12 protein-coding genes and 2 tRNA genes are annotated in these 13,220 nt (G+C 62.5%); 8 read left to right on the top strand and 6 right to left on the bottom strand.

Translation table 11 applies throughout. The features are described from left to right. Nucleotides 1-116 precede the first annotated feature (116 nt). A complete protein-coding gene (locus tag N7E70_RS26865; RefSeq protein ID WP_442866530.1) occupies nt 117-1,724 on the top strand; it encodes an ABC transporter ATP-binding protein in 1,608 nt (535 codons plus the stop codon). A gap of 71 nt (nt 1,725-1,795) precedes the next feature. Here N7E70_RS26865 and N7E70_RS26870 read toward each other — a convergent pair whose 3' ends face one another. Together N7E70_RS26870 and N7E70_RS26875 are read right to left on the bottom strand one after the other, a co-directional pair. Continuing rightward, nucleotides 1,796-3,277, bottom strand: coding sequence for an aldehyde dehydrogenase family protein (locus N7E70_RS26870; RefSeq protein ID WP_263008136.1), 1,482 nt, complete (start codon nt 3,275-3,277; stop codon nt 1,796-1,798). Between the two features lie 111 nt (nt 3,278-3,388). Then, nucleotides 3,389-4,033 (bottom strand): carbonic anhydrase, encoded by a 645-nt coding sequence (locus N7E70_RS26875; protein WP_067967126.1) that lies wholly within the window; start codon nt 4,031-4,033, stop codon nt 3,389-3,391. A gap of 232 nt (nt 4,034-4,265) precedes the next feature. Here N7E70_RS26875 and N7E70_RS26880 point away from each other — a divergent pair, with 232 nt between their 5' ends. Both N7E70_RS26880 and N7E70_RS26885 read left to right on the top strand, forming a co-directional pair. After that, entirely contained in the window at nt 4,266-4,439 is a 174-nt protein-coding gene (locus N7E70_RS26880; RefSeq protein WP_263008137.1) for a hypothetical protein, read from the top strand. A gap of 162 nt (nt 4,440-4,601) precedes the next feature. Further along, a complete protein-coding gene (locus tag N7E70_RS26885) occupies nt 4,602-5,801 on the top strand; it encodes an integrase core domain-containing protein (RefSeq protein WP_263005391.1) in 1,200 nt (399 codons plus the stop codon). Between the two features lie 43 nt (nt 5,802-5,844). Here N7E70_RS26885 and N7E70_RS26890 read toward each other — a convergent pair. Both N7E70_RS26890 and N7E70_RS26895 read right to left on the bottom strand, forming a co-directional pair. Further along, nucleotides 5,845-5,921: transfer RNA gene (locus N7E70_RS26890), tRNA-Arg, on the bottom strand. Between the two features lie 57 nt (nt 5,922-5,978). Continuing rightward, nucleotides 5,979-6,128: a hypothetical protein gene (locus tag N7E70_RS26895; protein WP_154385906.1), complete on the bottom strand. Its 150-nt coding sequence runs from the start codon at nt 6,126-6,128 to the stop codon at nt 5,979-5,981. Between the two features lie 305 nt (nt 6,129-6,433). On the opposite strand from N7E70_RS26895, the gene N7E70_RS26900 reads away from it, so the two are divergent. Both N7E70_RS26900 and N7E70_RS26905 read left to right on the top strand, forming a co-directional pair. After that, entirely contained in the window at nt 6,434-7,033 is a 600-nt protein-coding gene (locus N7E70_RS26900; RefSeq protein ID WP_263008138.1) for a hypothetical protein, read from the top strand. A gap of 332 nt (nt 7,034-7,365) precedes the next feature. Continuing rightward, a complete protein-coding gene (locus N7E70_RS26905) occupies nt 7,366-8,553 on the top strand; it encodes an IS481 family transposase (protein WP_067956582.1) in 1,188 nt (395 codons plus the stop codon). A gap of 43 nt (nt 8,554-8,596) precedes the next feature. Here N7E70_RS26905 and N7E70_RS26910 read toward each other — a convergent pair. Both N7E70_RS26910 and N7E70_RS26915 read right to left on the bottom strand, forming a co-directional pair. After that, nucleotides 8,597-8,673: transfer RNA gene (locus tag N7E70_RS26910), tRNA-Arg, on the bottom strand. A 111-nt stretch (nt 8,674-8,784) separates the two neighbouring features. Beyond that, a complete protein-coding gene (locus N7E70_RS26915; protein WP_067965604.1) occupies nt 8,785-10,272 on the bottom strand; it encodes a sensor histidine kinase in 1,488 nt (495 codons plus the stop codon). A gap of 355 nt (nt 10,273-10,627) precedes the next feature. Here N7E70_RS26915 and rpmH point away from each other — a divergent pair, with 355 nt between their 5' ends. From rpmH to yidC, 3 genes are read left to right on the top strand one after another with little or no spacing between them, the layout of a single operon-like run. Next, nucleotides 10,628-10,762 carry a 50S ribosomal protein L34 gene (rpmH, locus tag N7E70_RS26920; protein ID WP_008833937.1) on the top strand — a complete coding sequence of 45 codons (135 nt, stop codon included), beginning with the start codon at nt 10,628-10,630 and terminating at the stop codon, nt 10,760-10,762. Between the two features lie 16 nt (nt 10,763-10,778). Further along, nucleotides 10,779-11,147, top strand: a complete 369-nt coding sequence (rnpA, locus tag N7E70_RS26925) for a ribonuclease P protein component (RefSeq protein ID WP_067965606.1) — start codon at nt 10,779-10,781, stop codon at nt 11,145-11,147. A 9-nt stretch (nt 11,148-11,156) separates the two neighbouring features. Continuing rightward, nucleotides 11,157-12,965 carry a membrane protein insertase YidC gene (yidC, locus tag N7E70_RS26930; RefSeq protein ID WP_192318643.1) on the top strand — a complete coding sequence of 603 codons (1,809 nt, stop codon included), beginning with the start codon at nt 11,157-11,159 and terminating at the stop codon, nt 12,963-12,965. Nucleotides 12,966-13,220 lie beyond the last annotated feature (255 nt).

A 13,220-nucleotide genomic window follows, 5' to 3' on the forward strand; every position in this document is an offset into this window, starting at 1 on the left:
ATCTCCTGATCTGGAGACTGGTCAGGGAGTCGTTCCGCCAGCATGCGCTTGGCTACGGCATCGCCATCGTTGCGATGCTTGTGGTGGCCGCCATGACGGCGGCCAGCGCCTGGATCATGCAGGACATCACCAACGAATTCGTCATCGGCAAGGATATCAACCGCGTCTACATGATCGCGGCGATGGTTGCCGGGATCTTCATCCTCAAAGGTGTCGCGACCTTCGTGCAGGCCTTTTTCCTGAGCCGCGTCGGCAACTCGATCATCGCCGACCGCCAGCGCAAGATCTATGACCGCATCCTGGCGCAGGGCATTTCCTTCTACCATTCGATCCCTTCGGCCGACCTCATCACCCGCGTCACGCACAATGCGCAAGCGGCGCGCGTTGTGCTCGACGTCATCGTCACCTCATTCGTGCGCGACCTGTTTTCGCTGATCGGCCTCATCGCCGTGATGGTCTACCAGCAGCCGGTGCTGTCTCTGGTCGCCTTCATCGTCGGGCCGATCGCCATCTTCGGCGTCAACCTGATCCTGCGCCGCGTGCGCAAGATCATGGAGGCCGAATTCATGTCGCTGGCCCAGATCGTGCAGGTGATGCAGGAAACGACCATCGGCGTCAGGATCGTCAAGTCGTTCAACCTTGAAGCGGCAATGCGCGTCCGCATGCATCGCGCCGTCTCCGACGTCGAGAGGCGCGCCAACTCCATCGCAGCCCTCGAAGCCGGCACCAGCCCGATCATGGAGACGCTGGCCGGCCTGGCCATTGCCGGCGTGGTTCTGGTCAGCGGTTATCTCGTTGTTCAGGGCGGCCAGACCCCGGGCAGCATCATGTCTTTCATCACCGCGCTGCTGCTGGCCTACGAGCCGGCCAAGCGGTTGGCGCGCTTCCGCGTCTCCTTGGAAGCAGGCCTTGTTGGCGTGCGCATGATGTTCGAGCTCACTGACCGACCGCTGACGCTCGCCGAAAAGCCCGGCGCAGAGGCTCTCGTGCCGGGTTCCGGCAAGATCGAGCTCAAGAATGTCAGCTTCTCCTATGCCGACGGCGAGCCGGTGCTGCGCGACCTCGACCTTACCTTCCCGCCCGGCAAGATGACGGCGCTCGTCGGCCCGTCGGGCAGCGGCAAGTCGACGATCATGAACCTGATCATGCGCATGTACGACCCAAATAGCGGCCAAGTGCTGTTCGACGGCCAGGACATCGCTCACGCGACGCTGCATTCGGTCCGCGATCGCATCGCCTATGTCAGCCAGGACACGTTCCTGTTCTCAGGCACGATCATGCACAACATCCGCCTTGGCCGCGACGGCGCCAGCGATGAAGAGGTGATCGCAGCCGCCAAGGCAGCCAACGCGCATGACTTCATCATGGCGCTCAAGGGCGGCTACGACACGCAGGTCGGCGAAAACGGCGCCCTGCTCTCAGGCGGCCAGAAGCAGCGCCTGTCGATCGCCCGCGCCATCCTGCGCGATGCCAATGTGCTGTTGCTCGACGAAGCGACCAGCGCTCTCGACGCCGAGTCGGAGGCGCTGTTCCGCGAGGCGCTGGAGAAACTCTCCGCCGGGCGTACGACCATTGCCATCGCGCACCGCCTGTCGACAGTTCACCAGGCCGACAACATCGTGGTGATGCAGGACGGCAAGGCCGTCGAGCAGGGCCGCCATGCCGACCTGATCGAGGCCGAAGGCCTCTATCGCAGGCTCTACGAATTCCAGCTGATGGACTGAATAGACTGCACACAGCCGAAAAAAGAGGCCGCGCCCGGCAGCCGGGCGCGGCTCTTTCGTTGCGGCCGCCCTCAATCGATACGGATGAACACGCCCTTGGTGTTGAGGTATTCGTCGAGATGATCAGTGCCGCCCTCGCGGCCGTAGCCACTCATCTTGTAGCCGCCGAACGGCACCGCCGGGTCGATCGCGTGATAGGTGTTGACCCATACCGAGCCGGCCTGCAGCCGCCGCGACAGCTGGTGCGCGGTGGCGAGATCGCGGGTGAAGACGCCGGCGGCCAAGCCATAGGGCGTGTCGTTGGCGCGCCGCACAACCTCGTCGAGTGTATCGAAGGGCAAGGCCGAAATGACCGGGCCGAAAATCTCCTCGCGCGCGATGCGCATGGTGTCGGAGACGCCGGCAAAGACGGTGGGGGCGACGAAGTTTCCTTCAGCCAGCGCGCCTTGCGACAGCCTGGCACCACCGACGACGAGCCGCGCGCCCTCCTCCGAACCGGCGCGCAGATAACCCTCGACGCGCTGCAGTTGGCGGGGCGAAATCAGCGGGCCGATCTCGGTCTCGGGGTCGATGCCGTTGCCAATGCGCAAGCCGGCTGCATAGGCGGCCAGCCGCGCGACGAACTCGTCGTGGATCTGTCGCGCGACAAACAGCCTGGAGCCGGCGATGCAGATCTGGCCGGAATTGGCGAAGACAGACATGGCGGCAACCGGCACCGCGCGCTCGAGATCGGCATCAGTGCAGACGATTACCGGCGACTTGCCGCCGAGCTCCAGCGACACGCGCTTGAGGTTGCCGGCCGAGGCGCGGACAATGCTCTGGCCGGTGGCCGTCGACCCGGTAAAGACGATCTTGTCGACGCCCATATGCTCGGCGAGCGGCGCGCCGGCCTCGGTGCCGGTGCCGGTCACGATGTTGACGACGCCGTCGGGGACGCCAGCCTCGGCCATCAGTTCGGCGATCAGAAGCGGGGTCAGCGGCGCCTCCTCCGACGGCTTCAGCACAACAGTACAACCGGTGGCCAAGGCCGGGCCGATCTTCCAGACCGACGCTGCGGTCGGAGCGTTCCACGGGATGATGGCGCCAACGACCCCGATCGGCTCCTTGCGGGTGTAGGAGACGATGTCACCCGGCAGCGAGTTGTCGATGGTCTGGCCGTGCAGCGCCGTCGCCATGCCGGCATAATAGCGCAGCATGCCAAGGACGCGGTTGGCATTGCCCCGGGCACGTGCGATGGGCAGGCCCATGTCAGTGGTGTCGGAAACGCAAATCTCTTCCCAGTGGCGCTCGAACAGCTCGGCGATCCTGAGCAGAAGTTTCTGCCGTTCATGCGGTTTGAAACGGCTCCACGGCCCATCAAACGCATTGCGGGCGGCGGCGACGGCGCGCTCGATATCCTTCTTGCCGGCGCGCGGCACCGTGGCGATTACGACGCCGTTGGCAGGATTGCGCGTTTCCATCGTCTGCCCGGACGCCGCCTCGACCCAGGCGCCACCGATGAACATGCGACGGTGACTGCCGTCGAGCAAATGACGGGGCTGGGCAGTTGTCATGGCTTGGCTCCTCGCCGCGCGGCCATGGAACAGGCGTCCAAGGCTCATGTGCAAAGCTAGGCCGGAGACGTCAGGCCATTCAAGTCTTTGAAATGAGGCCAGCGGCCAAGGTCAGGCGATGGAGGTGCGCTCGAAATCGCCGGTTTCGCGATCCATGACCCACAACTCGCCGGCCGAGATGTCGAACCAGGCGCCGAACAGCTCCAGCTTGCCCTTCTGCTCCAGAATCTTCACACACGGGAAGGTGCGCAGATTGGCGATCGAGTAGCGGATCGAGATGCGCTCGAGGGCCGTCTGGCGTTCGCCCTGGGTCATCATCGTGTTGCCGGTCACGGTCTCGGCGGCCGGTGCCACAAGGCTCATCCACTTGCCAATGAAGTCGCCGGGCGACAGCGGCGCCATGTTGGGGTCGAGAGCTGCACGGATACCGCCGCAACGGCCGTGGCCCATGACGACGATGTTCTTGACTTTCAGCGCCTGCACGGCGAACTCGAGCGCCGCCGAGGTCGAATGGAACTCACCATCCGGCGAATAAGGCGGTACGAGATTGGCAACATTGCGGACGACGAACAGCTCACCCGGACCAGAATCGAAGATGGTTTCGGGTGCGGCACGAGAATCGCAGCAGGCAATGACCAGGGTCTCGGGCGACTGGCCTTCGCGCGCCAGGGACTTGTAACGGTCCGTCTCGGCCGCGTAGCGACCGTTCATGAAGTTGCGATAACCGGCGAGCAGAGTCTCGGGCAAGTGCGACATGAGCTTGGCCTTAAACAAAATTTGCCGTGGCGGCAAATGCAAATGCAAGCGCGAGGCAACGCCGCCCTGCGGCATTGTTTCCTATCGTCAGGCAGCCGGATCGGGCTTTACCGCAATGCCACGTGCGCTATGCTGCCGTCACGGCAGCCTGATTGCCGCGTGACCTCGGTCATGCCGCGCCGACCGGCTACCAAGCCGGCATTCTGCCGCCCCAGCCACAAGGAGAGATGTCATGCGCCTGCTCCTTTTCGCCTTCTCGACCGCCATTCTTCTGGCCGCCTTCGGTGGGCCGAAAACAATCATTCGTGCCCAGGCCCAGGAATGCAGCGGCGAAAACTGTCCGCAGCCGAGCGGCCAGGGCAGCGGCAGGGACTGCGAGCACAAAAAGGAAAATACGGTCAGCTGACCGGCGGGCCGGCGAAATGCCTCAGGGCGAGCAGGCAATAGACAAGGCCCAGCCTGCCGAGTGAAGTGACCTGACTGCATTGGTGATGGGCGACCCAAGACATAGGTGACGTTTCGTACCGGACACATGGGTAACACTTTTGGCTTTTGGCCGGAGGTGTTGATGCCGTGGAAGGAGAGTTCGGTGATGGAGGAACGTCTTCGTTTTGTTGCGCGGCTTCTGGATGGCGAGGGCATGAGTGATGTGTGCCGAGAGTTCGGGATTTCCCGCAAGACCGGCTACAAGACCGGCTACAAGATCCTCAACCGCTACAAGGACGACGGCCTGGAGGCGCTGACCGACCGGTCACGGCGGCCGGTCCGCTATGCCAACCAACTGCCCTGTCAGATCGAGCAGGCGATTGTGAAGGCCAAGAAGGACAAGCCGCACTGGGGCGCCAGGAAGATCCGTGAGCTTCTGGTGCGCAAGCTGGCCGGCGACGTTCGGCTGCCGTCGACGAGCACGGTCCATGCCGTGCTCGACCGCCACGGCCTTGTCACGCGCGCCCGTCAGAGGCGGCGCTGCAAGGCCGAGGGCACGCCGCTGTCGGCGGCATGCTGCCCCAACGATCTGTGGTGTGTCGATTTCAAGGGCGAGTTCAGGCTCGGCAATCGCCAGTACTGTTACCCTTTGACGGTGACTGACCAGGCCTCGCGCATGATCCTTCTGTGCGAAGCCCTCGAATCAACGCGGGAGGTGCCCGTCGTCGAAGCCTTCGTGAGGTTGTTCAAGCAGCGCGGCCTGCCGGCGGCGATCAGAAGCGACAACGGGCTGCCCTTCGCCTCTCCCAACGGGCTCTACAATCTGTCCAGGCTCTCGGTCTTCTGGCTGCGGCTGGGCATCGACATCGAGCGCATCAAACCCGGCAACCCGCAGCAGAACGGCAGGCATGAGCGTATGCACCGGACCCTCAAGCAGGAGACGACCCGGCCGCCGGGCATGAACATTCTACAGCAGCAGGCCAGGTTCGATGCATTCGTCAGCGAATTCAATGCCGAACGACCGCACCAAGCGATCGGCATGAAGGTGCCGGACGAACTCTATAAGCCCTCTTCAAGAGCCTATGAGGGGCTGCCAGACCTGCATTACCCCTTCCATGACCGCGACATCCTCGTCACCGCCTGTGGCCGCATCTGCATGCACCGCAAGAAGATCAATATCTCGACCGTGCTCGCCGGCCAAAGGCTCGGAATCACTGAAGTCGATGACGCCATTTGGCTCGTCTCCTTCATGCACTATGATCTTGGCTATATCGACCTCGAACAGAGGACCCTGCAGACCATCGACAACCCGTTCGGCACGAGGTTGTCACCCATGTCTTAGGTACAAACTGTTACCTATGTCTTCGGGCTGTACATGAGGAGAATGGCGCGCCCGAAAGGATTCGAACCTCTGACCCCCAGATTCGTAGTCTGGTGCTCTATCCAGCTGAGCTACGGGCGCGCATCAGGCCGAGTGAACGGCCAACACGCTGCGATCAATCGACCGCAGCGACCGGCGCTAACTAGCCGCTGACTTGGCGAATTGCAAGCCGCCCTGTTCAAACTTTCTGGGAAAAGCTGTCGGCGCCGGATGACGCCAGGGGAGATCCGGTGGCAGGCCGAAACGTTGCCGATCGGCGGCGGCGATGCCGCCGGTGAGCAGCCGCATGAACAATCCTGTTCCGTCGTCGCGGCCAGAGCCGGTACCTTGCATGTCCTCGCCGCGATGGCGGCGCAGCCTCTGACATGCAGTTCGTCAGGATGAAACTGGTACCCAACACGACCTCCTCCATCGTCGAATCCTCCTTCAGCAAAGGGCAAGGTCAACAAATTCCGACACCGGCACAAGGAGGGAATAACTGAAATTTACCTCATGATATCAAAATATTAGATGACTATCGAGTTGCCCCTTGCATGCAGTCTGCTACGATCTCGAGGTTGCCGCCTCGACACTTCTCTACCGTGAGGAGAGCCATGACATCACAGATGCCCGAGCGGATACTTATCGATGGCAAGCCGCATTTATTACATGCCCTGCCGCTCTATCGCCTGCTTGCTTCCCGCCGGGTCAGAATAAGCGCGCCCGACGAATGGACGACGAATTGTCATCGTCAATACGTCGGCACTTGGGATGTTATCGATGGCAAGTTGTGCCTCGTCGCCTTGAGTACCTATGGTGACCGGGAGCGGCCACTCTCGGATGCTATGCGCAGTTGGTTTTTGCGGCTCGTGCCAGCGACCAGATTTCCAGTAAGCGCCGAGTGGTTCAGTGGTCACCTTCGCATCCCGACAGGACCGATGCTCCTGTGGGGCTTCCACGGTTGGTCATCGTGGTTCACCCGCGAGCGGGTCATCACTTGCCGGCGAGGCAGGGTCGTTCGCGACCGCGAGGTCGATACACTGGCCATGCTGGAATGGGCATTGCGCCGGTGCGAAGGCTTGAAACAACGTATTGACCCAGAGGACACGCGCGGGGAGCCGCTGACCTGGATTACCGACGACGACTACGAGCACCTGCGCGGAGACTGGTGGCCGCCTGATTGGGAGGGGCAGCGCATTCCAACCAGCCTCTAGTTCTTAGTCGGCCGCGGCGTCGTGCCCTGCGTCACCTCGATGGCCTGCCCCAGTGGCAGCGCCTTGGTGAACATCCATCCCTGGAGGTAGGGCACGCCGCAACTGGCAACGAATTCGAGTTGGTCGGTCCGCTCGCCCCCTCCGCAAGCACCCGGCGCAACAGCGTTTGCTCGAATGCAGCGCCACTCAGTCCAGGTCCGGCGTCGTGGACCTCGATGCTGTGGCCTGAGCCATGACGGCGTGCGCTGTCACAAGGTGAGCGACCCGAGCCATAGGTGACGTTTCGTACCGGACACATGGGTAACACTTTTGGCTTTTGGCCGGAGGTGTTGATGCCGTGGAAGGAGAGTTCGGTGATGGAGGAACGTCTTCGTTTTGTTGCGCGGCTTCTGGATGGCGAGGGCATGAGTGATGTGTGCCGAGAGTTCGGGATTTCCCGCAAGACCGGCTACAAGATCCTCAACCGCTACAAGGACGACGGCCTGGAGGCGCTGACCGACCGGTCACGGCGGCCGGTCCGCTATGCCAACCAACTGCCCTGTCAGATCGAGCAGGCGATTGTGAAGGCCAAGAAGGACAAGCCGCACTGGGGCGCCAGGAAGATCCGTGAGCTTCTGGTGCGCAAGCTGGCCGGCGACGTTCGGCTGCCGTCGACGAGCACGGTCCATGCCGTGCTCGACCGCCACGGCCTTGTCACGCGCGCCCGTCAGAGGCGGCGCTGCAAGGCCGAGGGCACGCCGCTGTCGGCGGCATGCTGCCCCAACGATCTGTGGTGTGTCGATTTCAAGGGCGAGTTCAGGCTCGGCAATCGCCAGTACTGTTACCCTTTGACGGTGACTGACCAGGCCTCGCGCATGATCCTTCTGTGCGAAGCCCTCGAATCAACGCGGGAGGTGCCCGTCGTCGAAGCCTTCGTGAGGTTGTTCAAGCAGCGCGGCCTGCCGGCGGCGATCAGAAGCGACAACGGGCTGCCCTTCGCCTCTCCCAACGGGCTCTACAATCTGTCCAGGCTCTCGGTCTTCTGGCTGCGGCTGGGCATCGACATCGAGCGCATCAAACCCGGCAACCCGCAGCAGAACGGCAGGCATGAGCGTATGCACCGGACCCTCAAGCAGGAGACGACCCGGCCGCCGGGCATGAACATTCTACAGCAGCAGGCCAGGTTCGATGCATTCGTCAGCGAATTCAATGCCGAACGACCGCACCAAGCGATCGGCATGAAGGTGCCGGACGAACTCTATAAGCCCTCTTCAAGAGCCTATGAGGGGCTGCCAGACCTGCATTACCCCTTCCATGACCGCGACATCCTCGTCACCGCCTGTGGCCGCATCTGCATGCACCGCAAGAAGATCAATATCTCGACCGTGCTCGCCGGCCAGAGGCTCGGAATCACTGAAGTCGATGACGCCATTTGGCTCGTCTCCTTCATGCACTATGATCTTGGCTATATCGACCTCGAACAGAGGACCCTGCAGACCATCGACAACCCGTTCGGCACGAGGTTGTCACCCATGTCTTAGGTACAAACTGTTACCTATGTCTTCGGGCTGTACATGAGGAGAATGGCGCGCCCGAAAGGATTCGAACCTCTGACCCCCAGATTCGTAGTCTGGTGCTCTATCCAGCTGAGCTACGGGCGCGCATCAGGCCGAGTGAACGGCCAACACGCTGCGGTCAATCGACTGCAGCGACCGGCGCTACCTAACGGCTCGAATCGGGAAATGCAAGCCGCCGCCGGCAAAGTTTTTTGATCAGGCCGGACGGCGCATGCCCTGGCGCGCCTCATCGAGGCGAACCGGCTGATCGGGGATGGTGACAGCGAACACGGTGCGACCGCCGGCGCTCTCGACAAGCTCCAGTTGGCCGCCATGGGCGCGCACCAGCTCGTAGGCGATGGCGAGGCCAAGCCCGGTGCCGCCGCTGCGGGCCGAACCGCGGAAGGCGGCAAACAGGTTCTCGCGCGCCTTTTGCGGCAGGCCGGGACCCGTATCGGCAACCAGGATGCGGCTGACGCTGCCCTCGCGTTCGGCATAAACGGTCAGGCGATTGACGATGGCGCTGTCGGCAGCACCGGCCATGGCCTGCACGGCGTTGCGGCACAGATTGGTCAACACCCTGAACAACTGGTCGGGATCGGCCTCGATCTCGAATTCGGTGTCGACCGCGTTGAAGAACTCGATGCCCTGCTCGGCCTCTAGGCCGAGCAGGCCGTGGACGTCATCGACCAACTGGCTCAGCCGCAGGCGGCGGCGCGCCGGCGCCGGCTCCTGGGCGCGGCCGTATGACAGAACGTTCTCGGAATAGGCAACCGCTCGGTCGAGCGTCCTGAGCAGCTTCGGCGCAAAAGCCTGCACGGCAGGATCCTTGACCATGCGCAAGCGGTCGGACATCAGCTGTGCCGAGGCCAGGATGTTGCGCATGTCGTGGTTGATCTTCGATACGGCAAGACCAAGGTCGGCGAGATGCTTCCGTTCGTGCAGCATCCGCTGCAGATGCGTCTGCATCGCCGCCAGTTCGCGCTCGGCCAGCCCGATCTCGTCGGAGCGGGCTTCGGGAACGATGACACCGGCGGGATTGTCCGGGGCATCGGAGAAGGTCAGCATCGAGCGTGTCATGGTGCGGATGGGCCTGATCATGATGCGGTCGATGGCGGCATAGACGAGTGCCGCGGTGAACAGCGAGATCAGCAGCGAGACGAAGACGATGTAGCGCGCATTGGCGAGCATGGCGCGGTGCAGCCGGTAGTCCGGGATGACCAGCTCGAACTCCTTGGCGCTCTCGCCGACCCGGCCATAGACGCGCAGCATGCGGTTGCCGCCGAACAGCAGCGTGTCGATGGCGTCGGGCATCGAGTCCAGCACGCCTTCCTTGGCGATGTCGATATGCTCGTCAACTTCGGGCGGCATGTCGGCGACGACAAGCAGGCGGGACACGCCGCCATCGCGAACGGCGATCGCCTTGGCGCCGATCGCCGCCAGCACGTCGTTCTGGGCGGCGCGGGAAAGTGTGGTCGGGTCGCCCTGTACCAGGATCGTGGCGACGGCGGCGGCAGTGGCCAGACGCTCCTCGAGCCAGCGGATGCGGAAGCTTGCGACAGAGGGCAGGAAGAACAGCACTTCAGCGAAGAGTACGAAAGCGATGGTCAGCAGCAGCAGCTTGGCCGACAGGCCGCGCGAAAGCGGAACCGCACGGTCCGCCTGTTTTCCGGGAAATACACCGGTATCGGCTGCTTCAGTCATGCTGTTCTTTGCTGCGAGGCCAGTGCGAGAATGATGCGCTTCGGACTAAAATGAGCACGAACTGCCTTGCATCCCCTTTATGGCAAAGATAGGTGATCACAACGCAGTTGCAAATTCCGCACTGCAAAATGTCAGAGCCGGGACGCTATCCCCTGTCTGCTGCTGACAGCAGGAAACAACCTTCGGTGGCGCCGGCACGGGCGGATTGACTTCGCGGTACCTTCTTTCTATAAGCCCGCACACGCTCGGGACCCGCTTCCGTCGCGGTTTTTGATCGCGTCGAAGCAAGCTGAGCCAAGCTCCTGTTACAAAGTGACAGAATCAAGAAGGGCCGCACGCCGCGGTGTAAAAACAAATGAAGCGTACCTATCAGCCGTCCAAACTCGTCCGTAAGCGCCGTCATGGTTTCCGTGCTCGCATGGCAACCAAGGGTGGTCGCGGCGTCGTCGCAGCTCGCCGCAACCGCGGCCGCAAGCGGCTTTCCGCCTAAGCCATAGGCGGGAACCTTGCCCGCTGACGGCAAGCCAGAGGGGTCTGCTCCGCATGGACGCGGCCCCGAACGGCTTCTGAAAAGAAAACAGTTTCTGGCCGTCCGCCGCGGTGACAAGCGGCGCGGGCGGTTTTTTCTCGTCGAGGTTCTGGATCGCGACGACAGTGCGGGGCCGCGGGTCGGCTACACCGTCACCAAGAAAGTCGGCAACGCGGTTGTCCGCAATCGCGTCAAGCGGCGCCTCCGGGAAGCCGTTCGTACACATGCCGCAGGTGACATGGCCGCCGGCAAAGACTATGTGATCGTCGGGCGCGAAGACGTGCTCACCGCCCCCTTCGGCCAGATAACGGCCGAACTTTCTCGGCGCATTCGCGGAACGCGATAAGGGCTTTCGATGGAAAACAACCGTAACTTCTTCATCACCATCGCCTTGTCGGTGCTGATCCTGACGCTCTGGCAGGTGTTCTACATGAACCCGCGCGTCGAATCGCAGCGCGAAGCCGCACGCATCGAAGCCGAGCGTGTGGCGCAGCAGCAGCCGGCAGGCACGGCACCCGGCACCAGCGCCGGCTTGCCAGCGACGCCGCAGGCCGGTGTCCCCGGCGCACCGACGACCCAGGTCGCCGTTGTCGACCGTGCCCAGGCGCTTGCAGCATCCGGCCGCATCCCGGTCGACACGCCGAGCCTCAAGGGCTCGATCAACCTGACCGGCGCGCGCATCGACGACATCAGCCTCAAGCACTACCGCGTCGCCGTCGAACCGAATTCACCCGTCATCGAGCTTTTGAACCCGCAGGCGCTGCCAGCCGGCTTCTACAGCGAAATCGGCTTCGTCGGCAGCGAAGCGACCGGCGCGGTTCCGGGTCCCGACACTGTCTGGACTGCCGAGCCCAATACGACGCTGACACCGGCAACGCCTGTCACGCTGACCTACACCAACGACAAGGGCCTGACCTTCAAGCGTACCATCGCCGTCGACCAGAACTACATGTTCACGGTGACCGATACGGTGGCGAATGCCGGCAGCACCGACGTCGCGCTGTCCAATTACGGCCGCCTCACCCGCTTCGACAAGCCGTTGCATGCCTCGACCTACGTGCTGCACGAAGGTCTGATCGGCGTGACCGGCACCGAGGGCCTGCAGGAAATCAACTACGCCACCATCGAGGACGACAAGCAGGTTCTGCCTGGCAAGTCGACCGACGGCTGGCTCGGCATCACCGACAAATACTGGGCTGCCGCACTGGTGCCTTCTGGAAAGCAGCCGTTCCAGCCGCGCTTCTCCTATTTCGAGGACGGCCGCCCGCGCTACCAGGCCGACTTCATGACCGATCCGATCACGGTCGCCGCGGGTCAATCGGCGACCGTCGAGACGCTGGTCTTCGCTGGCGCCAAGGAAGTGGCCAAGATCAACGCTTACGAAGCGGACCGCCAGATCCGCCAGTTCGAGCTTCTGATCGACTGGGGCTGGTTCTACTTCATCACCAAGCCGATGTTCTGGCTTATCGACACGCTCTACAAGTTGCTCGGCAATTTCGGTCTGGCGATCCTCGCCACCACCGTCATCGTCAAGGCCATCTTCTTCCCGCTCGCCAACAAGTCGTACAAGTCGATGGCGAACATGAAGATGGTGCAGCCCAAGATGCTGGAAATCCGCGAGAAATACGCGGATGACAAGATGAAGCAGCAGCAGGCGATGATGGAGCTGTACAAGACCGAGAAGATCAACCCGCTGGCCGGTTGCTGGCCGGTGCTGATCCAGATCCCGGTGTTCTTCGCGCTCTACAAGGTGCTCTACGTCACCATCGAAATGCGCCATGCACCGTTCTTCGGCTGGATCCACGACCTGGCCGCTCCGGATCCGACCTCGCTGTTCAACCTGTTCGGCCTGCTGCCCTGGGGCGTTCCCGCCTTCCTGATGATCGGCGTCTGGCCGCTGATCATGGGTGTCACCATGTTCCTGCAGATGCGCATGAACCCGACGCCTCCGGATCCAACCCAGGCGATGATCTTCACCTGGATGCCGATCCTGTTCACCTTCATGCTGGCATCGTTCCCGGCGGGCCTCGTCATCTACTGGGCGTGGAACAACTCGCTGTCGATCCTGCAGCAGGGCGTGATCATGAAGCGCCAGGGCGCCAAGATCGAGCTCTGGGACAATCTGATGGCATTGTTCAAGAAGAAACCGACACCGGCCGAATAGCCGAACAGCCCAGACGAAACGAAAAAGCCCCGCAATCCGGGGCTTTTCTGCATTGTGAGGAACCTGACTTTTCTTCAACCGGGAGCTGAAACTTTTTTCCAGGTGGCAGCGTAGCTGAGCGATGCCTCTCAAGCATCAGCCTGCGGGGTGGCGGTCTCTGACCATCCCCCCCGGTCAGAATTGAACCGTCTCGGCAAAGGCCGGGGTTCTGCAAGCCCTTGCAGAACCCCGGTTTTCAGCTCGGTCGAACAAGTC

Source organism: Aminobacter sp. NyZ550, assembly GCF_025628925.2.
GTDB classification, from domain to species: Bacteria; Pseudomonadota; Alphaproteobacteria; order Rhizobiales; family Rhizobiaceae; genus Aminobacter; species Aminobacter ciceronei.